General features: G+C 34.2%; 25 protein-coding genes, 1 tRNA gene and 2 pseudogenes. 18 read left to right on the top strand and 10 right to left on the bottom strand.

Annotated elements, in window-relative coordinates; translation table 11 throughout:
• Window positions 1-10: 10 nt before the first annotated feature.
• Both WBP_RS03085 and WBP_RS03080 read left to right on the top strand, forming a co-directional pair.
• A complete protein-coding gene (locus tag WBP_RS03085; protein WP_011256421.1) occupies window positions 11-619 on the top strand; it encodes a superoxide dismutase in 609 nt (202 codons plus the stop codon).
• 1 nt (window position 620) lies between these two features.
• On the top strand, window positions 621-1,892 hold the full coding sequence (locus tag WBP_RS03080) for a M16 family metallopeptidase (protein ID WP_167896318.1): 1,272 nt from the start codon (window positions 621-623) through the stop codon (window positions 1,890-1,892).
• A gap of 490 nt (window positions 1,893-2,382) precedes the next feature.
• Here WBP_RS03080 and WBP_RS03075 read toward each other — a convergent pair whose 3' ends face one another.
• Window positions 2,383-2,532 (bottom strand): type II toxin-antitoxin system RelE family toxin, encoded by a 150-nt coding sequence (locus WBP_RS03075; protein WP_167896028.1) that lies wholly within the window; start codon window positions 2,530-2,532, stop codon window positions 2,383-2,385.
• Between the two features lie 66 nt (window positions 2,533-2,598).
• Between WBP_RS03075 and yajC the strand changes: the two genes are divergently transcribed.
• Together yajC and glmS are read left to right on the top strand one after the other, a co-directional pair.
• Entirely contained in the window at window positions 2,599-3,033 is a 435-nt protein-coding gene (gene yajC / locus WBP_RS03070; protein WP_167896027.1) for a preprotein translocase subunit YajC, read from the top strand.
• A gap of 24 nt (window positions 3,034-3,057) precedes the next feature.
• A pseudogene (gene glmS / locus WBP_RS03065) lies at window positions 3,058-4,873 on the top strand (glutamine--fructose-6-phosphate transaminase (isomerizing)).
• Window positions 4,874-5,948: 1,075 nt separating this feature from the next.
• On the opposite strand, the gene WBP_RS03055 reads toward glmS, so the two are convergent.
• The gene (locus WBP_RS03055) at window positions 5,949-6,242 is read right to left on the bottom strand and encodes a hypothetical protein (protein ID WP_167896026.1); all 294 of its coding nucleotides are present in this window, start codon (window positions 6,240-6,242) and stop codon (window positions 5,949-5,951) included.
• Between the two features lie 134 nt (window positions 6,243-6,376).
• Between WBP_RS03055 and purM the strand changes: the two genes are divergently transcribed.
• Window positions 6,377-7,411, top strand: coding sequence for a phosphoribosylformylglycinamidine cyclo-ligase (purM, locus tag WBP_RS03050; protein WP_167896025.1), 1,035 nt, complete (start codon window positions 6,377-6,379; stop codon window positions 7,409-7,411).
• On the opposite strand, the gene purC is transcribed toward purM, so the two are convergent.
• Entirely contained in the window at window positions 7,412-8,134 is a 723-nt protein-coding gene (gene purC / locus WBP_RS03045; RefSeq protein WP_011256428.1) for a phosphoribosylaminoimidazolesuccinocarboxamide synthase, read from the bottom strand.
• A 68-nt stretch (window positions 8,135-8,202) separates the two neighbouring features.
• On the opposite strand from purC, the gene trmD reads away from it, so the two are divergent.
• The 5 genes from trmD to WBP_RS03020 are packed head-to-tail and all read left to right on the top strand — an operon-like array spanning window position 8,203 to window position 11,731.
• Window positions 8,203-8,910, top strand: a complete 708-nt coding sequence (gene trmD, locus WBP_RS03040; protein ID WP_167896024.1) for a tRNA (guanosine(37)-N1)-methyltransferase TrmD — start codon at window positions 8,203-8,205, stop codon at window positions 8,908-8,910.
• Window positions 8,894-9,271 (top strand): 50S ribosomal protein L19, encoded by a 378-nt coding sequence (gene rplS, locus WBP_RS03035; RefSeq protein WP_167896023.1) that lies wholly within the window; start codon window positions 8,894-8,896, stop codon window positions 9,269-9,271. The genes trmD and rplS overlap by 17 nt, the downstream gene beginning before the upstream one ends.
• A gap of 21 nt (window positions 9,272-9,292) precedes the next feature.
• On the top strand, window positions 9,293-9,655 hold the full coding sequence (locus WBP_RS03030) for a hypothetical protein (protein ID WP_167896022.1): 363 nt from the start codon (window positions 9,293-9,295) through the stop codon (window positions 9,653-9,655).
• Between the two features lie 24 nt (window positions 9,656-9,679).
• On the top strand, window positions 9,680-10,930 hold the full coding sequence (locus WBP_RS03025; protein WP_167896021.1) for a PstA family ABC transporter permease: 1,251 nt from the start codon (window positions 9,680-9,682) through the stop codon (window positions 10,928-10,930).
• Window positions 10,931-10,933: 3 nt separating this feature from the next.
• Window positions 10,934-11,731, top strand: a complete 798-nt coding sequence (locus WBP_RS03020; RefSeq protein WP_167896020.1) for a phosphoribosylformylglycinamidine synthase subunit PurQ — start codon at window positions 10,934-10,936, stop codon at window positions 11,729-11,731.
• Between the two features lie 131 nt (window positions 11,732-11,862).
• Here the strand turns inward: WBP_RS03020 and WBP_RS06240 are convergent.
• From WBP_RS06240 to rpe, 3 genes and pseudogenes are all read right to left on the bottom strand, one after another.
• Window positions 11,863-12,860: pseudogene (locus tag WBP_RS06240) on the bottom strand (LD-carboxypeptidase).
• Window positions 12,860-13,477, bottom strand: coding sequence for a lipoyl(octanoyl) transferase LipB (gene lipB, locus WBP_RS03010; RefSeq protein ID WP_167896019.1), 618 nt, complete (start codon window positions 13,475-13,477; stop codon window positions 12,860-12,862). The pseudogene WBP_RS06240 and the gene lipB overlap by 1 nt, the downstream one beginning before the upstream one ends.
• A gap of 185 nt (window positions 13,478-13,662) precedes the next feature.
• Complete coding sequence (rpe, locus tag WBP_RS03005) at window positions 13,663-14,343, bottom strand: ribulose-phosphate 3-epimerase (protein ID WP_011256435.1); 681 nt, start codon at window positions 14,341-14,343, stop codon at window positions 13,663-13,665.
• A gap of 189 nt (window positions 14,344-14,532) precedes the next feature.
• On the opposite strand from rpe, the gene WBP_RS03000 reads away from it, so the two are divergent.
• Window positions 14,533-14,606, top strand: a tRNA-Arg gene (locus WBP_RS03000).
• A 9-nt stretch (window positions 14,607-14,615) separates the two neighbouring features.
• Here WBP_RS03000 and WBP_RS02995 read toward each other — a convergent pair.
• Both WBP_RS02995 and WBP_RS02990 read right to left on the bottom strand, forming a co-directional pair.
• Entirely contained in the window at window positions 14,616-15,566 is a 951-nt protein-coding gene (locus WBP_RS02995) for a complex I NDUFA9 subunit family protein (protein WP_167896018.1), read from the bottom strand.
• A 48-nt stretch (window positions 15,567-15,614) separates the two neighbouring features.
• Window positions 15,615-16,982: a UDP-N-acetylmuramoyl-tripeptide--D-alanyl-D-alanine ligase gene (locus tag WBP_RS02990; protein WP_167896017.1), complete on the bottom strand. Its 1,368-nt coding sequence runs from the start codon at window positions 16,980-16,982 to the stop codon at window positions 15,615-15,617.
• Between the two features lie 183 nt (window positions 16,983-17,165).
• Between WBP_RS02990 and WBP_RS02985 the strand changes: the two genes are divergently transcribed.
• From WBP_RS02985 to mdh, 6 genes are read left to right on the top strand one after another with little or no spacing between them, the layout of a single operon-like run.
• Window positions 17,166-18,140: a hypothetical protein gene (locus WBP_RS02985; RefSeq protein ID WP_167896016.1), complete on the top strand. Its 975-nt coding sequence runs from the start codon at window positions 17,166-17,168 to the stop codon at window positions 18,138-18,140.
• Complete coding sequence (locus WBP_RS02980) at window positions 18,137-18,505, top strand: HIT domain-containing protein (protein ID WP_011256439.1); 369 nt, start codon at window positions 18,137-18,139, stop codon at window positions 18,503-18,505. Before WBP_RS02985 ends, WBP_RS02980 begins: the two co-directional genes overlap by 4 nt.
• 25 nt (window positions 18,506-18,530) lie before the next feature.
• Window positions 18,531-18,884, top strand: a complete 354-nt coding sequence (gene ndhC / locus WBP_RS02975) for an NADH-quinone oxidoreductase subunit A (protein ID WP_167896015.1) — start codon at window positions 18,531-18,533, stop codon at window positions 18,882-18,884.
• Window positions 18,885-18,888: 4 nt separating this feature from the next.
• The gene (locus tag WBP_RS02970; RefSeq protein ID WP_167896014.1) at window positions 18,889-19,395 is read left to right on the top strand and encodes a NuoB/complex I 20 kDa subunit family protein; all 507 of its coding nucleotides are present in this window, start codon (window positions 18,889-18,891) and stop codon (window positions 19,393-19,395) included.
• Window position 19,396: 1 nt separating this feature from the next.
• Complete coding sequence (locus WBP_RS02965) at window positions 19,397-19,969, top strand: NADH-quinone oxidoreductase subunit C (protein WP_167896013.1); 573 nt, start codon at window positions 19,397-19,399, stop codon at window positions 19,967-19,969.
• Between the two features lie 2 nt (window positions 19,970-19,971).
• Window positions 19,972-20,922: a malate dehydrogenase gene (mdh, locus tag WBP_RS02960; RefSeq protein WP_167896012.1), complete on the top strand. Its 951-nt coding sequence runs from the start codon at window positions 19,972-19,974 to the stop codon at window positions 20,920-20,922.
• Window positions 20,923-20,936: 14 nt separating this feature from the next.
• On the opposite strand, the gene WBP_RS02955 is transcribed toward mdh, so the two are convergent.
• Window positions 20,937-21,725 (bottom strand): TatD family hydrolase, encoded by a 789-nt coding sequence (locus tag WBP_RS02955; RefSeq protein ID WP_167896011.1) that lies wholly within the window; start codon window positions 21,723-21,725, stop codon window positions 20,937-20,939.
• 16 nt (window positions 21,726-21,741) lie between these two features.
• Complete coding sequence (locus WBP_RS02950; RefSeq protein WP_011256445.1) at window positions 21,742-22,227, bottom strand: RNA pyrophosphohydrolase; 486 nt, start codon at window positions 22,225-22,227, stop codon at window positions 21,742-21,744.
• Between the two features lie 774 nt (window positions 22,228-23,001).
• Between WBP_RS02950 and rsfS the strand changes: the two genes are divergently transcribed.
• The gene (gene rsfS / locus WBP_RS02945; protein WP_167896010.1) at window positions 23,002-23,328 is read left to right on the top strand and encodes a ribosome silencing factor; all 327 of its coding nucleotides are present in this window, start codon (window positions 23,002-23,004) and stop codon (window positions 23,326-23,328) included.
• Window positions 23,329-23,363 lie beyond the last annotated feature (35 nt).

The raw sequence follows: 23,363 nt of genomic DNA, 5'->3' as shown, positions 1-23,363 counted from the left end.
AGAGTTTAGCATGAATTTTACTTTACCTGAGTTACCATATGATAAAACAGCTTTAGAACCTTACATATCTGCGAAAACCTTAGATTTTCATTATGATAAGCATCATAAGGGATATTTAAATAAGCTCAACGAACTAATTGAGAATACAGATTATCAAAATGTGAAAATTGAGGAATTAATAATGAAAGTTCACGGCAATAGTGACGAAGTTCCTGTGTTCAACAATGCTGCACAAGTTTGGAACCACACTTTTTATTGGAATTCAATGAAAAAAAGTGGTGGTGATAAGCCCAAAGAAGATGGTCTTTTAGCAAAAAAAATTCAAGATGATATTGGTGGCTTTGATAAGTTCCATGAGGAATTTTTCAATCATGGAATAGGCCAGTTTGGTAGTGGATGGGTATGGTTAGTGCTTGAAAGAGGGAAACTCAAGATCACCAAAACTCCAAATGCGGATTTACCATTAATTTATGATCAAGTACCACTACTTACTATGGATGTATGGGAGCATGCCTATTACTTAGATTGTCAAAATCGTAGAATTGACTACATAAAGATCTTTCTTGACCACTTAATTAATTGGGATTTTGCAGAAGAGAATTTAAAGAAGAATACATAGGATAAATGTGCCAGAGGTAACAAAACTAGATAATGGTCTGCGTATAATAACTGAGCAGATGCGTGATATTGATTCTGTAGCTTTGAATATACGAGTTGGTGTTGGCAGTAGAGCTGAAAGTGCAAATCAAAATGGAATATCCCATTTTCTAGAACACATGGCTTTCAAAGGAACAAAGACAAGAACTGCATTTGAAATTGCAAAAGCTTTTGACGATATAGGTGGAGTGTTCAATGCTAGCACCGGTAGAGAGCGCACAAGTTACTATGCAAAAGTTCTCAAGAAAGACGTAAAAATTGGTGTCGATATATTAATAGATATATTAATGAATTCTACATTTCCAAAGGATGAGTTAGAACGTGAAAAGGGTGTTGTAATACAAGAGATTTTTCAAATCAATGATTCACCTAGTGACATCATTTTCGATAAATATTTTGAGGCAGCTTACAAAGATCAACCATTTGGTAGATCGATTTTAGGTACGCAAGATACTGTAAAATCGTTTGCTCAAGGGGACCTAAATAACTACATAAACGAACATTACTTTGGCGAGAATATAATATTTGCTGTTGCTGGCAACGTTGAGCACGAGGAAATTGCTCAGTTAACCAAAGATTTTCTCTCAAAGATTTCTTCTCAAAAACTAAAAGAAAGCCAAAATGCAAACTGCACTGGTGGTGAGTATTTGGAGCACCGTAAATTAGATCAAGTGCACTTGCTAATAGGTTTTCCTAGTGTTTCTTGCCATGATGATAGGTATCATACGTTTCAAGTGCTTGATTCTATACTAGGAAGCGGAATGTCATCACGTCTATTCCAGGAAGTAAGAGAAAAGCAAGGGCTAGCTTACTCTGTCTATTCATTTAATTCCAGTTATACTGATACGGGAATGCTTTCCATTTTTGCTGGCACAGACAGTAGTAACTTAGATAAGCTTTTAAAATCCATAACGACGGAGTTGAAAAAATTATCTACAAATGATCTGAGGGAAGAAGAAGTAAATAGAGTGAAAGAGCGAATTAAATCCCAAATTTTAATGTCGCGTGAAAGTGTCAGTTCTTGTGCTGAAGCTTTGGAACACTACTATGGTAACTATAATAGGTACATCAGCAAAGATGAACTGATAGAAAAAACTAGCGCGGTTACCACCGCTGATGTAAAAAGAGCAGTGGAAGAATTGCTATCTAAGCACGAAAAAACTACTTTAGCTGCAATTGGAGAAATTAAATCATTGCCTGGCTACGATAAAGTGGTTTCTATGCTTAGGGCTTAGTTTGTTCTGTACGTCTTTACCAGATCCTTTGTCAAAGATGTTGCAAAATGGTTGAAAAACCCTTTCCATGAAAAGCTTGCTTTCTTGTTCACAAAATAAGATATCTTTTGTTTAAGACATCAGTCTCACTATTTTGTAAAAATGAAGGCTTTCTGTTGCTTGTATGCCAGGACAAGACAGTTAAAATTCCTTCTATAACTTAGGCAAGCAGCTATAGGAAGTACGGTACCTACTGCAACTGCAAGTTGCATTAACAATAATCAATTAGGGATGTGATGACTGAAATACAGAACGCTATTTGATATTTTTCCTTATTGCTAGCCATGAATACCTCACAAAATAATACTTTCAATATATCAGTATTGTCGTGTATTGTCAAATTTTTAGGAAGATTAAAAAATGTAGCGCATATGTGCAATACGTTAATTCTTGAGTTTATCCTATGCTTTATCAAATTTTATTATTGTACGTACTATTGTAACAAGTCTAGTTATTTTTTCTTTCTATAAGATTCTCTTCTGTGTTTTATCGAAGTAATGATTAATTCACACGCTGCAGCGTCTACCGTATAAATAATACGATAATCACTAACTTGTAATCTTTTGTAGAAAGCATTATTTTCTTTCACCAAACTTGACATGAAATGGTATTGTAATTAATACTTAAGCAGTTCATTTAATTTTATCGTTAACAATTAGGGTTAAATATGTTCATTTCTGAAGTTTTTGCGGCAGATGCAGCTAGTAATGTGTCAAGCATTGGTGCACCTTTTGCTAATTTTATTCCATTGATTTTAATATGTATAGTATTTTATTTCTTTATCGTTCGCCCAAACCACAAGAAACTAAAAGAACATAGAAAGATGATAGATCAAATAAAGCGTGGTGATATAGTTGTTACCTCTGGTGGGATAATGGGTGAGGTTAACAAGGTTGATGAAGCAAATGCACAACTTATAATAGAAATAGCCCCGAAAGTTGAGATAAAAGTCCTAAAGACCGCTATATCCGAAGTTTCAAACAAAGAAACTCAAACCAAATCAATTGAAAAGGGTCAAACCGAGAAGGACAGCAAAAAGAGCCAAAATCAATCAGAGAAAAATAAAAAGGGGAAAGATAGTAAAGGTAAAAATACTTCATAACTCTAAAAAAAGGTTCAATTAGTTGTGTGTGGGATATTTGGTGCAGTAAGTGATGGTGATTCAGTAATACCAACTTTGCTGGCTGGGTTGCGGAAATTGGAGTATAGGGGGTATGACTCTTCAGGTATAGCAATCATAAACAATGAGGGCAAAATAGAAGTTCAAAAATCAGAAGGCAAAGTCGAGAGGTTATGTGAAGTTGTCGGTAACAGCAGGATGTCTAGCAGTACGGTTGGCATAGCACATACTCGCTGGGCTACACATGGAATCCCTGACCTTAAAAATGCTCATTCGTACAAATAATGTTGTTGTTGCTCACAACGGCGTAATCGAGAATTACAATCTGCTAAAAAAGGGTTTAGAAGAAAGGGGAATACCGTTTCATACTGACACCGACACAGAGGTTATACCAAATATGTTAACCCTATATCTTAATGAAGGATTGTCACCTATTGATTCTTTATTTAAGTGTTTAAGCAACCTACACGGCTCATTCGCTTTAGTCCTATTATTTGCGGGATATCCAGATGTTCTATTTGTTGCGAAAAGAAGTTTACCTTTAGCAATAGGCTATAATTATAATACTGTGTTTGCTGCATCTGATTCTAACACTTTAAATACACTGGTGGAAAGAATATCGTACCTCGAGGATAATGACGTTGCAGTAATAAAATCTAGCGGAGTGAGTATATATAACAACGGTGCACAAATAAAACGCAGCATAGAAAACAATAGTTCAAGTAGCTTTCTAATCAGCAAAAACGGTTACTCTAGCTTCATGCTAAAGGAGATTTTTGAGCAGCCCTGTGTATTAAACAAAACAATAAATCAATTTTATAAAAAATATACAGAGGTAATATCTACTAGTAAAAAATTATTTTCCAAACTTAGTTACATTACTATAGTTGGGTGTGGGTCATCTTACTTTGCTGGGCTAATAGCGAAATATTGGTTGGAAAGTGTTGCTCAAGTGCGGGTATACTTGGAAATCTCGTCAGAATTTAGGTATAGCAACATAAGACTAGAAGAAGGGAGCATTGGGTTATTCATCTCACAATCCGGAGAAACTGCCGATACCATGGAAGCATTACGCTATGCGAAATCACAAAAGCAAACAATCATTAGTATAACTAACACGTTTAACAGCGGCATTGAAAAAATCTCAGATGTTGTGTTACATACTCTTGCTGGGCCAGAAATTGGTGTTGCTTCAACAAAAACCTTTTCCACGCAGCTTGCTATTTTAGCATGCTTTACCTTAGAGCTTGCAAAAATAAAAGATACAATAGATGAAAAAAGAACAAAGCAGCTGAGTAATGCTATCAATTCTATTCCAAAATACGTTGAATACGTTTTAAATGTAATAAAAATACAACACATACCAGACATTATATTAGAACACAATAGCATTATTTTAATTGGTAGAGGAAGCTCATATGGAGTTGCAATGGAAGGTGCATTGAAGATAAAAGAACTTTCATACATTAATACTATTGGTATTGCAGCAGGGGAGATGAAGCATGGTTCGATTGCCTTGATAGATTCATCTGTACTTGTTATAGCAATTATTCCATACGACAATTTATTTTTTAAAACATTGTCTAATATACAAGAAGTCATCGCAAGAAAAGGCAAAGTGATTGCTTTTAGTGACAAGCAAGGAGTGCCATTCTTAAGAGAGATTTGTAAAGAAGTAATTCAACTTCCAGACATTGATAATTTTATCTCTCCAATAATTTATAGTGTTGCTATGCAATTTCTTGCCCATTCTGTTGCAATAGAAAAAGGGCTAGATGCCGATTGTCCAAGAAACCTGGCCAAATCTGTTACGGTTGAGTAATCCACTCTTTTATTGTCATGCCAGTGCTTCAACAAACAACTGCACGAAATCATGATTTAAAAAACAGAGAGCTGGAGCGGAAACCCATTTTACAGGCCTTAAGAACCCTTATATGGGGATGTTTTAGACCTAAAATTTATCCTTAATCTTTATTTAAGTGACAAAAGCACATTATTAAACTAGGTGTGTTATGTTTAATTTTTCTTATATAGACACTCCATGTCTTTATAAATTTTTATCTACGTTAGCTGAATCTCGCTTATTAGGTAATGTAATAAGCGCCAAGTTTTTGAGAGAACAGTAAACAACTCACATTGCATTGTTCTTTATTTAAGAATTAGTTCAAAAATCAACTAACCTTCTTTTTTTTATAAAGAAATTATTTGAAAAACTTCTGCATTACCCTTATCGTGACGTTATGGATATTTATAATTCCAAGGTTGACTACTTACCAAGCATATAAGACATTAATGTCAAGTTCCTACAAGAGATATCACTAAGGTTTCTTTTGCTTTTTTTCCTGCTTGATGAGTTCCTTAAGCATTTTAGCTAAGGCAATTTAAAAGTATCCAGCGTTTAAAACTTTTAAAGTACTAATTTGCCCTGTTCTCATTTGGTTTAGGTTGTACAGAAAGTCTAATGCCACAATAAAGAAATTATGTTTCCCACACTGGCACTTAAACTTACAAACACTTTTCATGAGCTATGGGATTGTTTTAAGTTAAGGTCAAACCTATTTCCAGCAAGTTGTTTTCACAAATACAGTGCATTTTAACGTTATAATACTCTAATAACAGGTGGGTCATGTAAATACTAATATCTTTTGTACTTAAATTGTCATCTTCTTTCTTGTTTAACTTTTCTACTAATGATCTGCTCAGGGACTTATGCTCGTTTAGAACTTGCATTGTTAGTAGAGTTTCATGCTTTACTTGGCTCAAAAAAATAGACATTCGTTCAACCTCTGCTACTGCACTGGCTATAGTTATTACCATATTAGAGATTATTTTATTTATCTTTTCAGTTAAACTTACTTTACACTTCGCAAAGTATTCATTCGTTTTCCACGTGAATTTTATTTTTTTTTTAGTAAATAATTTTCAATGTTCAATTTGGTCTGACTAAAGCTACGATTGTCCGCTGAAGAAGAGTATGCTTGTTTCATAACTTTGTGTTTATATATCAAATCATCGGAGCTTTCCTTAAGCAGCAATAATGCTTCCCTATGTGTACTAGCATCTTTCTGGTTGCCTGCTTCAAGCTCTTCTAGGCCAAACATTATTCCATTCATAGAGTTAGCAAAGTCATGAAGCAACCACCCTGATAATAACTCTGTTATTGACAGTATGTTTTTGATGTTCTTGCTCATTGAATAATTATAAATGATTTAAGTTACTCTATATTAGTAAACATATGATAGTCAATTTGAGAGAAAGTTTCGTTGTACTTTTTGTGTCGATTCATTAATATAGTGTTAATAGTCATAGAATTTATAAAATGGTCATGAATACTTACGCCAAATCTGGAGTAGATCTTAAACTGTATAATAAGCTGATGAAAGAAGTTAAACTTGTTGTTGATGAAAATAAAAGAGAAGAAGTAATTAGCGAAGTGGGTTCATTTTCTGCATTATTTGATTTTGCTGCGTTAAGTAAGAAATATGACCATCCTGTACTGGTTTCTTCAACTGATGGGGTAGGCACAAAGCTGTTGATAGCCCAAGAAGTGGATAAACATGATACTATAGGTATAGATTTAGTTGCAATGTGCGTAAATGATTTACTTGCACAGGGAGCAACACCTTTATTTTTCCTCGATTATTTTGCAACAGGTGCTTTGAACAAAGATGTTCTATTGTCTGTAGTTCAGGGTATTACAGAGGGGTGTAAGCAGGCCAAGATAACATTGGTTGGTGGAGAAACCGCAGAGATGCCTGGAATGTATGGTAATAATCACTATGACCTTGCAGGATTTGTGGTTGGAGTGGTTGATAAGAGCAAGATTCTTCCAAATTACGGTGTGATGAAAGCAGGTGATTATATAGTTGGCTTAGAATCAAGTGGAATTCATTCAAATGGGTTTTCTTTGGTGCGTCATATCTTTGAAGATTTAGGCATAAGTTACAATGATCTATCTCCGTGGGATAATCAACTTTGGGGGGAGGTGCTACTCAAGCCAACAAAAATATATGTTGATTCTTTACTGCCTATTATGTCGCAGGTAAAAGGTATTGCACACATCACAGGTGGTGGCTTAATAGATAATGTTCCACGAATTCTTCCAAAAAATTTATTTGCAGATGTAGATATCAGTTCTTTGGAATGGCCAGATATATTTTTGTGGCTGACGAAAGAGGGTAAAGTGGAGAAGAGAGAAATGTTAAGAACATTTAATTGTGGTATTGGTATGATATTGATCATAGATCCTGAAAATATGCAAGGCGTAAAAAATCATTTCCAAAAACTTGGGGAAAAAATTGAGATCATTGGAAAACTTGATGAGAAATACAACCCGTCATTTAATGGAGTAGTATCTTAATTAGCATAACTTTACTGACAATCTTTTCGCGACCTCTAAGTATGCTTCCTTCAAGTTTCCTAAGTTCAAGCGGAAAACGTCTTTATCTAATTTTTTGTGCGTATTTTTATCCCACAGCCTACAGTTGTCAGGGCTGATCTCATCTGCTAAAGTAATCTTTGTATTATCGTTTATTGGTCTGCCAAATTCCAATTTAAGGTCGACTAAATCTATCCCTGCATTTAAAAATAAATCGATTAGAACTGTGTTGATTTTGATGGTTATAGTTTTAATTTCTTCCATTTCTTCGTAAGATAGCCAGCCAAAATATAGCACGTGATTTTCGTTTACCATTGGATCAGCTAGGCCATCGTTTTTATAAAAAAACTCGATTATAGGAAATGCGAGTTTCTCACCTTCTTTTATATTGAAACGCTTACAAAAACTACCAGCTGCGATATTTCTTACTACTATTTCAAGAGGTATAATTTTTAATTTTTTAACTAGCTGTTCTCTTTCGCTTAGAGTTTTTATAAAGTGTGTGTTAATTCCTGCTTTCTCAAGTGTTTCCATAATAAAAGTGCTAATGCGATTGTTAATTGTTCCTTTGCCCTCAATAATTTTATATTTTTCTTTATTGAAAGCTGTAACTTCATCTTTGAAGTATTGTATGACGGTTAATGGATCTTTAGTTTCAATAATGAACTTTGCTTTACCTTCATATATTATTTTGTCTGGCAACATGTGTGATTTAAGTATATATTATAAGCATTATATCAAATCACACTTAAGTTTACTACAAATTTATAAAGATGTTCGATGTTACAATATTAACCATATTTCCAGAAATGTTTCCTGGATTTTTGAACTATTCCCTTGCTGGAAAAGCATTAGAGAAGAAGATATGGAACCTTGAAGTGATGAATATTCGTTTTTTTGCTAAAGATAGGCATTTGACGGTAGACCATATTCCATATGGGGGTGGAGCAGGAATGGTTATGCGCCCTGATGTAGTTGGTGATGCAGTTGATAGTGTACTTTCTACTCATAAAGATACTAAATTTATTTATATGACTCCGTCTGGCACAAAATTTGATCAGAGTATTGCAAGGGAATTGGTAGGATTTCCTCATATAACGATATTATGTGGTCGATTTGAGGGTATTGACCAAAGGGTGATAGATGAATATACTCCTTATGAGTTAAGCATTGGAGATTATATTCTTTCAGGAGGTGAACCAGCTGCGATGGTAGTTCTTGATGTGTGCGTTAGACTTCTTCCTGGTGTGGTAAATAATTCCGGTAGTATTACTGAGGAGAGTTTTAGTTATAGCGGTGGTGTGCTTGAGTATCCTCAGTATACCAGACCTAAGCAGTGGAGAAAACATAGAGTACCTAAAATTTTGTTATCTGGTAATCACAAAAAAATAAGTGATTGGAGACAGAAACAGTCTCAAGTTATAACAAAAAGACGTAGGCCTGAATTATTAGATGGAGAGATAAATGACAAATTTACTTAAAAAGTTCAATGAGCAACAAATGCAAGTATTAGCTAAGGAAGTACCGGAATTTCGTTCTGGTGATGATTTGAAAGTTACTTTTAAAGTAGTTGACAGTACAAGTGAGCGTATACAGATATTTGAAGGTGTATGTATATCAAAAAGAAATCGAGGGTTACATTCTTCTTTTGCGGTTAGAAAAGTAAGTCATGGAGAAAGTATAGTATCTCAATTTTTTATTTACTCTCCTGCATTAGTTTCAGTGCAAGTAACAAGAAGAGGAAAGGTTCGTAGGGCAAAGTTGTACTACCTATGTAAACTATTTGGAAAAGCTGCAAGAATAAAAGAGCGCGCTACTTACAAAAACAATAAGTCTAATTAGGTACAATGGAGAGTCATGTTAATGGTGTCATTCCCAGTGCATGATATACAACTATATAAGCATTTTGATATGATAAGGCGTTACATAGTAAACGATGTCATGAAAGTGGCTGACACTGGAATCCAGCTTTTTATGCAATCCCATCAAAGATATTTATTTAATATAAGATCAACTGCTTTCTATGTTCAACAAATCAGTTTGCTTATTTACAAGCAAACTTTCCTGGATCTTAGTGTCGCGCACTGGGATGATACCACCAACAGTTATGTCTTGTATTTACAAAACTACAATGCAGAAAGTTCACACAGTTGTGGGTTTGACCTAAGATTTGGGAAGAAAGAAGAGACTTCAGTATTAGCTTGCATGACATCATTACACACTTGAGCAACAAAAAGGAACTGAAAGTAAATGAGTATAAAGACAAAATTTCTTAAACTGCTTCAGTCCAGGCGTATGCATGCTCGCATAAAAAGGAAGAATAAAAAAGATAAAGCGTTATATTCCTGTTCTTTTATGACGCTAGTTATTTCACTTAGTTGCCCTGTATGTATATTGCTCAGTATATTGATTAACTCTTATAGCGCCTTAACAGTAACAAAAATTCTATTACCGATTGAAATAAACACTGATTTTGTTTTAGCAGATAATCCTAGCAATTTGCGGTATAAATCTATTAATTCACTAAATGATTCTCTGCGAAAGATATTTAAGGGAACTGATTTTAAGAGTGGTGAAGAGATTTTAAGTCGTAATTCTTACAAAGAGCTAGAGAATTTTGTTCGTAGAAAAGTAAAACATAATGGTGAATATGAAATCTGGTTTACCGCGTCAAGTATAATAAATTCAATAAATAAGGGTAAGTATTTTAACAGTCATTATGTTGAATTGCTTAGTTGGCTAAAAAAACAGGGGAGAGTAGGAAAATTTTTCAATAGATCTCTATTTCTTAAGTCTGACTCTCGTGAACCTGAAAACGCGGGAATCTTAGGAGCATTTATTGGCTCATTAATGACGATAATGGTATGCCTGGCTTTGGCGTTACCAGCGGGGATTATGTCGGGTATCTGTCTTCACGAATTTATGCCTAGAAATAGTATGATAACTAATGTTATAGAGGTTAGCATAAATAATCTTGCTGCAGTGCCTTCAATAATATTTGGTGTAGTAGGCTTGACTCTATATCTTGGCATATTTGAGCTACCCCGTTCTTCGCCACTTGTTGGTGGAATGACTCTTTCATTTATGATGTTACCTAATATTATAATTGCAACAAAAAATGCCTTTGCTAATGTTTCTATTACAATAAAAGATGCAGCTTTTGCTCTTGGAGCGCCTCACATCAGGGTGATATTAGACCACTCTTTACCGATTGCATTGCCAAGGATAATACATGGTACTATGCTTGCAGTTGCAAGAGTTTTAGGTGAGTCTTCTCCTTTGCTTATGATAGGTATGGTAGCATTTATCACTGATACACCCAGGTCCTTTTTTGATCCGGCAACTGTTCTACCTGTACAAATATACATATGGTCAAGTAGTCCTGAAATTGCATTTGTTGAACTTGCTGCTATCGCAATTATAGCCTTGTTGATAGTGTTATTTGCTCTGAATTTAGTAGCAAATTTTGTAAAAAGAAAATTCGAATTTTTTAATTTTTAACTCATGAAAATTATCGTTTTATCTGGTTATGGCTTAAATTGTGAAAAGGAAACTGCATTTGCATTTGTAGAATGTGGTAGAAAACTTGGTGTCAACAATATAGAAGTAAGAATCGTTCACATTAATGAGATCATAAAGAATCCAGGTGAACTGAGGTTGAGTAATATACTTGCAATCCCAGGGGGTTTTTCCTATGGTGATGACACTGGTGCTGGTAATGCTTTTGCTTTGCGCGTTAAGAACAACTTGTTAGATAAGTTTCAAGAGTTTTTATCTCAGGATAAGCTTGTCATAGGAATATGTAACGGTTGTCAGATATTAGCGAAGTTAATCCCAGAGTTTTCTAACCTGGCTTTAATACGTAATGATATAGGTAATTATCAATGCCGTTGGATTAAAGTAAAAGTTAGCCCACAAAGTAGTTCTGTTTGGTTGCAGGATCTGAATGAGTTGTATCTTCCTATTGCTCACGGAGAAGGCAAGTTCTTTATGAATCAAGGTGTTTTAGATCAATTGATTGAAAATAATTCCGTTGCACTACGTTACATTAATGAAAGTGGTGACTACGCCAACTTGCAATTTCCTTATAATCCGAACGGATCTACATATGACCTAGCGGCTTTATCGGATAAAAGTGGTAGAGTGTTGGCTTTAATGCCTCATCCAGAAAGGGGAATATTTTTTACTCAGCAGGATAACTGGCCACTTGAAAAAGAAAAGTGCAAGCGCTTAAAGATTGCTATGCCAAAATATGGAGACGGAATGCTTATATTTGAAAATGCATTAAGATATTTTTGTTGAAATTTGTTGGTAGGGATTTGTAGTCAAAGTTGAACAAATATTTCCTATAAAATCATCGGTAAATCTAAATTATTTTAGCTTAACGTCGTGCATTCATTCTACTGTGACACAGAAGGCTAGTACAATATAGATCAATCCGTAAAGCCAATATTCTGCACATCCATAAAATAACCTTCTTTTTCGTCTTGAACGCTAATAGTAGTGTGGGTGTTGAGAGGTTAAAGGGTCATTTATATATTCGTGGCCTATCTCTTGGACTTTGAACACTGGGAAATTAACACTCTTTGCAGATCTCTCTTTTACGACTTTAACAAGATTGTCGTTACCGAAGTTAATAAAGTTTCTAAAAATTACTGCGTATACTTCATCAAAAATACAAGCTTGTTTTAGGTGATCTAAACTGCCCCCCATTGCATATGAATAAACTCTTGTATCTTTTAGAAATAGAATTTTTCCTTTTGCATTTATTTGCCAAGCTGTTCCTATACTATTTTTAACCAAAATCATGTTTCCACAACGATTTTGGACTCTAATCTACCATTTTTTAGTTTGATGTCATCATTAATTATTTTTAGGTTATTAAACCTAATAGGGCTCTGCTGACTTAGGATTAGCCTTTTTAATTTTTTAACAAAATTTTCAGAAACGAAATTATTTACTATCATTTCCAACATGGACCGTGAAGAATTTGCCAATCGTATTTGACTTGTAAATAAATGTGCAAGGCGGCTATATCGCTGTAGTCTATAAGAGTTTTTTTTGTTTTTATTTTGAACGATTCTTGCTTTTTTATCGTTGAGTAATTTTTCTAGACAGGGAATTAACGAGAAGCTCCTGTTCCTCCTCTGATACACCAAATTATTTCGCTATCGTTAATTAAAACACTAATCAAATCGCTTGCTCTAAATTCATCGGAGTTAGGGTAGAATGGATTATTATTGCTATATATTTTCTCTAAAATATGAAAGTTAAAATCCAAAGCTTCTATATATTCTTTTATAGTAGTTAGATCTGGCTCTTTTCCCTTGGAAGAAGGAGCAATAATATCGACTTGATTGATTGCATAAATACCTGTATTAGCACATAAAGTGAGAATAAAATATAAGAAGTAGATGACAACAGAGTACATTAAAATATCTTATAAAACTCTTTTTTTAGTATATTATCTAATTTAAAGAGTGGAGCTTTAACACCTAGTTCTTTTATTGATGTAACACCGTAACCTTTCAATCCGCAAGGAATAATACCCTTGTAATGGGAAAGATCTGGGGAGACATTAAGCGCTATGCCATGGTAAGTTATCCATTTTCTTAAACGTATGCCAAAAGCTGCTATTTTTTCTTCTACTCCATTGTTATTCACCCAAACACCTATTCTATCTTCTTTGAATTCTCCAAATATGTTAAGGTACTTTAAAACATTTATTATCCAACTACCAAGCTCTCTAATATATAGTTTTATATCACATTTATTTCTTTTTTTAAGATTCAGCATTAGATATATAATGCGTTGCCCTGGTCCATGATATGTGTATTTACCTCCCCTACCTGTTTTATATATAGGAAATAATTTTTCAACAACGTCATCATCTGTTGCACTAATTCCTGCTGTGTATAATGGAGGATGCTGGAGTAGCCATACCAATTCATCAGATGAGTTATTATGGATTTGTTGAATTTTTTTTTCCATGAATTTTACAGCGTAGTTATAATTAATAAGCTGATCAGATATTAGCCACTCTACCATGTTCAATCTCTTCTCTTTTTAGTTTATAGAATAAGCTAAGTATAGTTAAAAATATATATTATCACAATTTTATGGACATTTTTGACTTGATTTGCTGAGATGGGTGTCCTTAAGTAGATGACACTTGCATCCAGAAATTTTTTTACTTATAGAATGACAGAAGTGATTTGTGTTGGGCTATGGGGTTACAATGATAGGTTTTTAAAATCATTTACAGCTTTCTTCATATTTTTAGCTCTAAATATTGCTGATCCAGCGACTAAGATATCTGCACCTGCTTTTATTATATCAGCTGCGTTTGAAAGACTCACTCCGCCATCTACTGAAATTTGTGTTTTAAGGCCGCGCTCTCGTATCATTTTCTTCACAACAGATATCTTGCCCAGTTGTGAATAAATAAACTCCTGTCCTCCAAATCCAGGGTTGACTGTCATAATTAATACAATATCCAACTCATGTATTATATACTCAAATATACCTGGGGAAGTTGAAGGAACAATTGACACTCCAACTTGAACCTTTTTTTTCGCATCGTTTACATTTTTGTATGACTTTATCTTTCTTATCAGCCTTTCAAGGTGTACCTCTGCTTCTGCGTGTATAGTAATGATATCAGCACCAGCATTTATAAAGCTTTCAACATGGTCACCAGGAGACTTAATCATTAAGTGTACATCAAAAAAAAGGTTAGTATATTTACGTATTGTAGAGATAACGCCTGGACCAATTGTAATGTTTGGAACAAAATTTCCATCCATAACGTCTATGTGTATATAATCTACACCTAAGTTGTTAATTCTTTTTACCTCTTCTCCTAATTTTGCGAAATTTGCTGAAAGTATAGAAGGTGCAATTTTGATACCCATGGGCTGTCTTTTTACTAAAAAATAAAAAAATAACTTATTTTTAAAACTCTGTCATCTTGGTACTTAAATCAGAAAAAGTTAGCACCGCATACTAGAATGATAAGGTCTTGCAAGAATTTGCTATAAGCATTGTATTTACATGAAATGCCTTGACTTTATACGTGTTAAGAAGCATTTTATATATGCTGTGCGCCCGTAGCTCAGCTGGATAGAGCAACAGCCTTCTAAGCTGTGGGTCGTAGGTTCGAATCCTACTGGGCGCACTCTTTATGTCAATACTTTTTATAAACCTTCAAATACTCTGGTACTACGTTTTCAATTGATAATGGCCGGATTTTTATTGCTTCAAAATCAGTTGATTTTTCAATTGAGCTACTCATCATAACTCTTACCTGATCTCGAGTAAGCATAGGGCTTATATCCCCGGTTATGGGTTTTAACAATATAGAAATGATCCTTCTTTCTAAGAAGAAGGCTATTAACTTTGCCATTGGAAAAGATACATTGACTAATAAGCATTTTCTGTTGGTAACATTCAGAATAAACCTTAGTAAGCTTTTAAAAGAGTAGATTTTCGGTCCACCTATATTATAAATCTTCTTATCTTGCTTATTAAGATTGATAATGCGGTATACCATCTCAGCTAAATCGGTTACACATATCGGCTGAAATTTAGTTGTACCACTGCCAATTAGCGGCAAGAAAGGAAGAATAGTTGCTAGTCTTGCAAATTTGGTAAAGAAGTTATCTTCTTTGCCAAATACAAGACTCGGCTTAATTATTATTGCTTCTGGGAATGCTGCGGTTACAGCTTTTTCACCTTTCAGTTTACTTTGAGCATATTCTGACAGCTTACTGTTTTCTATTCCCATAGCAGAAAAATGTATCATCATAGATACATTTTTTATTTTTGCAGCTCTTGCTATTTTTTCAGCTATCCCAACATGAACAGCGTAGAAACTGTGCTCTTTTACTTCATATAATATTCCCACTAAGTTTATGACTACATTACATTCCTCTACACTTTCCAGAATTAACTTCTCGTCAAAAAAATCGCCTTTAAATATAGATATTTGTCCTAAATTGCCGCATAACTTTAAACAAGCAGCTTTTTCTTGGTTACGGACAAATACCCTTATTAAATACCCTGCTGTTGCCAAACGTCTTACGATGTGTTTCCCTATAAACCCTGTTCCACCAAAAATAACTACACGTTTTATCACGATTAAAACTTCTAATAACTTAACCTTAAATTAATACAATAGTTTTATTTAATATTCTATTATGAATCCTTGCACTATGAAATCCATTTTCACTCCACGTGAACCCTTGACCAGAACTACATCATTATTTTGAACAATGTTAGCTAAGTTGCTTTTCAATTGATTAGAATCATTAAAATGCGTGCCTTTTATATTGCCTGGTAAAAGCCTATGCAACTTTAACATAAATTTACCAACCGTATAAACTTTATCCACGTCATATTTTACGATAGAATCAAGTAATTTCATATGAAATGTTATGCTTTTGTTACCAAGTTCTAGCATATCGCCAAGTAATGCTACTTTCCTCCGATTAGAATATATACCTAAAGTTCTTATTGCAGCTTTCATTGAAGCAGGACTGGCATTATAGGAGTCATCAATCAAATGTATACACTTTCCATTGTATTTAGCCTTGTGAACACTACCTCTGCCTTTCGTTATATTAAAATTCTCAAGTGCAAGTGGTAATTTTGATAAATCAAGTCCAAGATTTTGTATGACTGCAACAACAGCCAGTACAGAGTATACAAAATGTTTGCCTTGCACACATAAATTACAGTTCAGAATCTGATTATTATTCAGTCTAATTTTTAAATTTAGCCCTTTGTCATTTTTTATTACATTCAACAAGCAAACTGTAGCGCTTTCACTCCTACCAAAGCTTACTACATCTCTATCGACGTGCGATAAGAGATAATCATAATATTTATTGTCTTTGTTTAGGATCAAAGTACCGTTATTTTTCACACCGTACAAAACTTCTAATTTTGCTTGAGCAATATCAAATAGCGACGAAAAATTTTCAACGTGCACAGGTTCGATATTGGTGATAACCGCAATATTTGGGTTACTTATCTTTGATAATTCTTTTATCTCACCAGCTTTATTCATCCCCATTTCAAGAATTAAGTACCGGCAGTTTTCTGGAGCTTTTAGAATCGTTAAAGGTAGCCCTATGTTATTATTCAAATTACCATCATTCACATGAGACACTCCATACTGTGATAGAACAGTATGGAGCATATCTTTTGTGGTGGTTTTTCCTACACTGCCTGTAATTGCAATAACTTCAGCATTAACAAGAACATTTCTGATGTAATACGATGCCATATCATGCAAAGCTTTTAGAGTATCTTGCACAACAATTACAGGAAGATTCCTATATTTGTCTTCGCTCACTACCGCAGCTGCTGCCCCTTTCAAAAAGGCTTCATGTAAAAAATCATGTCCATCAAAATTCTTTCCTTTAAGTGCGATAAATAAGTCACCTTTTTTTATATTTCTTGTGTCTGTTGAAATATTTAAGTTATGGCAACCACTCTTCCCTCTTCCGCCAGTAGCATCAATAATATTATTAGTATTCCATTCGAACATAGTTTAACTTTAAAGCAAGATTAATAATAAAAGTAGCGAAATACCTCACGTTTTAGACAGTATATAAATAATAGTTGCAATCTCTGTAATTTCATCTTATAATAGATATAGGAATTTAAATGTTTTTATCTATAATTTAGAATACACTATAGTATTTAGTGTTAGAATACTTCGGGGGTATATATGGAACAAGATAAAAAAGGAGATATTTCAAGCAAAGAGTCTACTTCTATATTAGGTAAAGCTAAAAATGCAGCTTTGGGAGTGCGAGGGTTTCTCATTGAAGGTGGAAAAATCTTATTTAAGGGTGTAGTTAGGGGTTTATTTGTCTTATTTAAAGGTACAATAATATATCCTTTCCAACTAAAAAGTCAGTTAAAGTCTTGGGATGAAATGTGGCACGATATAAAAAATGGTTGGCGTTATGTTATTGGCAAAATACCTAAAGAATACTACCTGCCTATAAAGACTACACAAGCTAGTGAAGATCTTGGTGTACACATAACAGAACAAGAGAAAGGAAAGGGAAGGGTTATATTTAAAGCATCAAGGACTTTGGTAGGAGACATACCTTATTTGAGCCAGGAGCAATTAGATCAAATAAAAAACAATTTGCCAAGTGTGACTATTTTCAGGAAAAAAAACGAAGCTATAATCGAAGTTGATGTTAAGGAAATTACCAATGGCATTAAAGCTGGTCCTGAATACAAAGGAAAGAGTCCGGAGGAGGTAAAACAACTTATTATTGGCAAAATTTACGATAAAGTGAATGAAAACCTTAAAGGCCTGGCAGAAATTACTGGTGGAGAGTTTAAAGTTCACACAGACCAGAAATTGCTATATGGTATTGCTGAAAAATTGTACCGGGGGTATCGCGAACAGCCATCAGAAGTTGTAAAGCCTATAGAGAAGTCACCAGAATCTAATGAATTTATCACTCAAAGCAATATGACTGATCCTTTGGGAATGTATCATGTAAAAGCTGGAAAAACTACTTCTAAAGGTATAGAATTAGAAGATAAGTTGAGGGAAGCTATTGGTAACGAATCTAATCTACGCTTTGAAGGAGATGTCTCTAACAGTAAAATGGAGAGCCCTTCATCTACACCTGTTCTGAACCCAGGAAGAGAAAAAGGTGGTCGTGCCTCTAAAGCATGAGCAATAAATACTATGATAGCAATAACATCTTTGCTCAAATATTAAGGGGTGAGTTGCCTTGCAAGAAGGTTTATGAGGATGAGGATGTCTTGGCATTTTACGATAAGTATCCTGATGCACCAGTTCACATTTTAGTTGTACCGAAAAGTCAATATATTTCATATGATGATTTTATTTTTAAAGCTTCTGCGGAGGAAATAGTAGGCTTCTTTAAAACTGTAAGAGAGATAACGTATAAATATAACCTAGAAAAAACAGGATATAGATTAGTTACTAACTGCGGTGAAAACGGGGAACAAGTTGTGCCGCACTTTCATATGCATATTTTAGGTGGTAAAAGATTAGGAAAGCATGTAAATTTGTAGTGTTGCTTTCTACAAGTTTTATTAAATGAGTGAATATTTAGCTATAGCAATTTTTATCTGCGTATCAATTATACTATCTCTTGCTTTGGGTGTATTGCCTATGTTTCTTGCAATAAGCAAACCAGATAGTGAAAAACTTTCTACATATGAGTGCGGTTTTAACCCTTTATCAAGAGCAAGAAAAAATTTTGACATTAAGTTTTATTTAGTTTCAATATTATTTATGATATTTGACTTAGAAATTGCTTTTCTTTTTCCTTGGGCTATTTCTTTATCTAAAATAAGCTATTGTGGATTTTGGTCTATGATGATATTTCTTGCAATACTTACTGTAGGCTTTATCTATGAGTGGTGTAAAGGTGCATTAGAATGGGAATAAGTTTATGATAGGTCAAGTTCTATCTAACGATGACTGGAATCGTTATAAGAAAGAAGGGTTTCTTGTTACTAAATTCGGTAATTTAATAGATTATGTAATCAATTGGGCAAGATCTGGCTCATTATGGCCAATGACATTTGGTCTTGCATGTTGTGCAGTAGAAATGATGCACACTGCATCCAGTCGTTATGATCTTGATAGATATGGTATAATGTTTCGTGCGAGTCCAAGACAGGCGGATGTTATGATTGTTGCTGGTACACTAACCAACAAAATGGCAGCAGCCTTGCGTAAGGTTTATGACCAAATGGCAGACCCCAAGTACGTTGTTTCTATGGGAAGTTGTGCAAATGGCGGTGGTTATTATCATTACTCCTACTCGGTAGTTCGTGGTTGTGATAGAATTGTACCAGTTGATATATATGTTCCTGGATGCCCGCCAACTGCAGAGGCATTGCTATATGGAATGCTGTGCCTACAAAATAAAATAAAAAGAACTCAGAATATATAGTATGGATAAAACTGCAAAGTACATACAAAAAAAGACCAAATGTGAATTTATTCAGCAAGGTGATGGTACTATTGTAATATATTCAACTTTAGATAATATTGAGGATCACTTACTCTTTCTACGCGATGATGAAAAATGTAGGTTTGAATTATTAGTTGATATTTTTGGGGTTGATTATCCAGGTAGGGAGAAACGTTTTGAGCTAATGTATAATTTGCTCAGCATTGTGCATAATATTAGGGTACATATAAAACTTCAATTATATGAAGGTGATATGCCTCCAAGCGTAGTAAGGATATTTAACACAGCTTCGTGGTTTGAGCGCGAAGTTTTTGATATGTATGGAATAGAATTCTCTAATCATCCTGATTTGCGTAGGATTCTAACGGATTATGGATTCAAAGGTCATCCAATGTTAAAAGATTTTCCTCTTACTGGTTATGAAGAAGTTAGATATGACATAGAGGCAAAAAAGGTTGTGTATAATCCTATAGATTTACCGCAAGATTTTCGTATGTTTGACAGCCTATCCCCTTGGGAAGGTGAAACCGCAAAAGCAAATACAAAGGAGTAGAAATGACAGTACAAAGAAAAAAAATATCTTTGATTGGTGCAGGAAATATCGGTGGGGCTCTCGCACATATGGTTACATTAAGAGAGCTTGGTGATGTTGTTTTGTTTGACGTTAACGATGGAATACCACAAGGTAAAGCACTCGATATAGCAGAATCATCCCCTATTGGTGGGTTTAGTGTTAATATTACTGGCACAAATAGGTATGGAGATATAAAAAACTCTGATGCAATTATAATAACCGCTGGCATTGCGAGAAAACCGGGAATGAGCAGAGACGATCTCCTTCAAACTAATGCTAAAGTAATGAAGGAGGTTGGAGAAAATATTAGAAAATATTCTCCAAATGCGTTTGTGATAGTGGTTACCAATCCTTTAGATGCCATGGTTTCAGTAGTGCATAAGTTTTCAAACCTCCCAGCCAATATGATTGTTGGAATGGCTGGAGTGCTTGATTCTTCCCGCTTTCGTTATTTTCTTGCAAGAGAACTCAATATTTCTGTTGAGGATGTATCTGCTTTTGTGCTTGGAGGACATGGTGACACTATGGTGCCGCTGATTCGTTGTGCTTCCATCGCTGGCATTCCACTTACCCAAATCATTGATATGGGTCTCATCACACAGGAAAAAGTTGATGAAATAGTCAAGCGCACTCGTAATGGCGGTAAAGAAATAATTGATTTACTTAAGTCTGGGTCTGCATACTATGCTCCTGCATCTTCTAGTATATATATGTTGGAATCATATTTACGTGATGAAAAGCGTATATTACCGTGCGCTACTTATCTTAATGGTGAATATGGTGTAAAAGATTTGTTCATTGGTGTCCCTGTAATTATTGGTAAAAACGGAATTGAAAAGGTTCTGGAGGTTAAAATGGATGATAGTGAACAAGAGATGTTCAACAAATCCGTAAATGCAGTAAAAGAATTGGTAAAATCTTTAAGCTTATAAACAAGTTAATGGTTTTATAGGATTTCTTTAAGCTTAAGTTTTGTAAACAGCCTGAAAAAGTTGTTTGTGGTTACTTCTGCTACCTTATCCGGTGATTCACTCCACAATTCCGCTAGACAATCTACAACATATTTTACCATTGCTGGCTCGTTCTTTTTTCCTCTGTGAGGTTCAGGTGATAGATACGGTGCATCAGTTTCAACTAAAACACGCTCACGTGGTACATCTTGTGCAATTCTTCTGAGTAAGCTTGCATTTTTAAAAGTAATAATTCCAGAAAATGAAATGTATAACCCTAAATCTATAAATTGATGAGCAAGCTCCTTGGAGGAAGTAAAACAATGCATTACTCCATTAAAAGGGCCATTTTTCATTTCTGACTTTAGCATATCGATCACTTCACTGTCAACACCTCTAGTGTGGATGACTAAAGGCAACCCTGTTATTCTTGCTGCTTCTATGTGTGATGCAAAACTTTTTTTCTGATTGCTTTTATTATTAGATTTATAAAAATCTAACCCGGTTTCACCTATACTAACTACCTTTTGATTCTTAATGAGTTCAACCAATTCATCAGCATGTATACACTTGCCGTTCTCTATAGAAGCATCAAGTGGGTGTATACCAATAGAGGAATAGACTTGATTATAGGATGAAGCAATTTTCAATAATTTAGAAACATCATCAGCGTTTACGCATATGTTATGTAAAATTTTTACACCATTTTGCTCTGCTCTTGAAATCACTTCCGGTATTTCATCATCAGAGAAATAAATCAAATGGCAATGAGAATCTACTATCACAAACTTATTGTAAATTTTACTTAATAATAGAGACTTTGATTTGAGAAGAAAACTCTTCTATCACTGTTTTATAAACTTCCTTTTTAAATGGTATGGCACCTGCTACCAAATTATCTACACTCTGCCAACGCCACTCCTTGAATTCTGGATGATCAGTATAGTTGATATTAATATCCTTACCTTCTCCATAAAATTTCATTAAGAACCACCTTTGCTTTTGGCCAGAATATCTTCCATTCCAGCATGTTGGTATAACTTCCTCAGGTAAGTTATAATATATCCAATCCTTATTTTTAGCTATAATCTTTGCTTTATCAGTACCAACTTCCTCTAGCAATTCACGTAGTGCTGCTTGCTCTAGCTTTTCACCATCATCAATTCCCCCTTGTGGCATCTGCCAGTAAGAGTCGCTATCAAAGCGTTTTCCAATGAACACATGTCCTTGTTTGTTAAATAGCATTATGCCAACGCAAGGACGATATTTATCTTTCTGCTCAACCATGAGTACGTCCTGTTATTAATTATTTGTTACAGAAGCTTCAACTAATCTTTTTCTGTCTTTTATCTTGTTAGCGGTTCTTTTTACAACTCCCTTTGTGCTTAATTCTAAGTTATTTAATTTCGAAAGCGCCTTTAGGTACAAATAACCTTTTTCCTTTAATTTTCTTATAGCAAAATCCGGATTGGTAATTTTATTCTCCTGATACCTAATCTGATTGGATATGCTCCACTAGTTCTTTACTCTATTACAGTGTATTACCACAGGAAGAATTTTCAAACCCATTTTTTTACTTAAGTTTACTACTAAGTTGTATAACTTTTGGTCGTGGGGATCACCATCTATCAATTCATTTGTAAATATGTAATGCTTTGATTTTATGTAATACTATTCTAGCATTGCTAACAATTTTCTCTGACTGCAAAAATTTTTCCCGTAAGTCACCTGTAATTTCAGCGTTTCTTAATTTAACGATTTTGAGTATAATATTATTAAACAGGTTATTGCTTACTATAACCGCATCAATGATCTTACATAGTTCTTTTGCAGTAAGTAAGTTTGCTGCTACCTAGAAGGCCGATTAAGTGAATGAAAGTCTTGCTCACAATAAATAAGTATAGAGAAACTGTCTTTCATTATATATAATAAGGATATGTGCTGTACATGCTGTTACACTAAAAGTTCAAACTTCTTGCTTAGCAAATAGTTATATCGAAAATAGTTCATGTTTAGAGATTTTGAGTGTATTATTATAAATAAATTATATAATCTAGAATAATGGCTAATGTATCCAGTGATACAGAATCGATAAAAAGCACAATTATGAGTATAATAGATCAAAATAAAGGTCGTGATATAGTCACTTTTGATGTGCAGAATAAAACCATTATTGCAAAATATATGATTATTGCATCTGGTGATTCAAGCCGACATGTGAAGGCATTAGCTGAACACGTAATGAAAAGTCTCAAGCAATATTATAAAATGGATGTGGAAGGTATGGATGAAGGTAATTGGGTGATTTTGAATTTTCAAGGCATAATGGTTCACATATTCAGGCCGGAAGTAAGGGAGTATTATAAAATAGAAGAACTATGGAATTAACTTTCTTCCACTTGTAAGATTTGTGGATTTAAATT

This window comes from Wolbachia endosymbiont of Brugia pahangi (genome assembly GCF_012030695.1).
Lineage (GTDB): Bacteria > Pseudomonadota > Alphaproteobacteria > Rickettsiales > Anaplasmataceae > Wolbachia.
Note: the sequence above shows the minus strand (reverse complement) of the source record. Positions and strands in the feature narration are given on the sequence as shown.

Coding starts and splice junctions, on each gene's coding strand:
- rsfS (WP_167896010.1), top strand. CDS start 23,002: ATGGCTAATGTATCCAGTGATACAGAATCGATAAAAAGCACAATTATG.
- lipB (WP_167896019.1), bottom strand. CDS start 13,477: ATGGTAGAGTGGCTAATATCTGATCAGCTTATTAATTATAACTACGCT.
- WBP_RS02965 (WP_167896013.1), top strand. CDS start 19,397: ATGGATAAAACTGCAAAGTACATACAAAAAAAGACCAAATGTGAATTT.
- WBP_RS03030 (WP_167896022.1), top strand. CDS start 9,293: ATGGTGTCATTCCCAGTGCATGATATACAACTATATAAGCATTTTGAT.
- trmD (WP_167896024.1), top strand. CDS start 8,203: ATGTTCGATGTTACAATATTAACCATATTTCCAGAAATGTTTCCTGGA.
- mdh (WP_167896012.1), top strand. CDS start 19,972: ATGACAGTACAAAGAAAAAAAATATCTTTGATTGGTGCAGGAAATATC.
- rpe (WP_011256435.1), bottom strand. CDS start 14,343: ATGGGTATCAAAATTGCACCTTCTATACTTTCAGCAAATTTCGCAAAA.
- purM (WP_167896025.1), top strand. CDS start 6,377: ATGAATACTTACGCCAAATCTGGAGTAGATCTTAAACTGTATAATAAG.
- WBP_RS02990 (WP_167896017.1), bottom strand. CDS start 16,982: ATGTTCGAATGGAATACTAATAATATTATTGATGCTACTGGCGGAAGA.
- WBP_RS03055 (WP_167896026.1), bottom strand. CDS start 6,242: ATGAGCAAGAACATCAAAAACATACTGTCAATAACAGAGTTATTATCA.
- ndhC (WP_167896015.1), top strand. CDS start 18,531: ATGAGTGAATATTTAGCTATAGCAATTTTTATCTGCGTATCAATTATA.
- WBP_RS03020 (WP_167896020.1), top strand. CDS start 10,934: ATGAAAATTATCGTTTTATCTGGTTATGGCTTAAATTGTGAAAAGGAA.
- rplS (WP_167896023.1), top strand. CDS start 8,894: ATGACAAATTTACTTAAAAAGTTCAATGAGCAACAAATGCAAGTATTA.
- WBP_RS03025 (WP_167896021.1), top strand. CDS start 9,680: ATGAGTATAAAGACAAAATTTCTTAAACTGCTTCAGTCCAGGCGTATG.
- WBP_RS02985 (WP_167896016.1), top strand. CDS start 17,166: ATGGAACAAGATAAAAAAGGAGATATTTCAAGCAAAGAGTCTACTTCT.
- WBP_RS03075 (WP_167896028.1), bottom strand. CDS start 2,532: ATGTCAAGTTTGGTGAAAGAAAATAATGCTTTCTACAAAAGATTACAA.
- yajC (WP_167896027.1), top strand. CDS start 2,599: ATGTTCATTTCTGAAGTTTTTGCGGCAGATGCAGCTAGTAATGTGTCA.
- WBP_RS02970 (WP_167896014.1), top strand. CDS start 18,889: ATGATAGGTCAAGTTCTATCTAACGATGACTGGAATCGTTATAAGAAA.
- purC (WP_011256428.1), bottom strand. CDS start 8,134: ATGTTGCCAGACAAAATAATATATGAAGGTAAAGCAAAGTTCATTATT.
- WBP_RS03085 (WP_011256421.1), top strand. CDS start 11: ATGAATTTTACTTTACCTGAGTTACCATATGATAAAACAGCTTTAGAA.
- WBP_RS02980 (WP_011256439.1), top strand. CDS start 18,137: ATGAGCAATAAATACTATGATAGCAATAACATCTTTGCTCAAATATTA.
- WBP_RS02950 (WP_011256445.1), bottom strand. CDS start 22,227: ATGGTTGAGCAGAAAGATAAATATCGTCCTTGCGTTGGCATAATGCTA.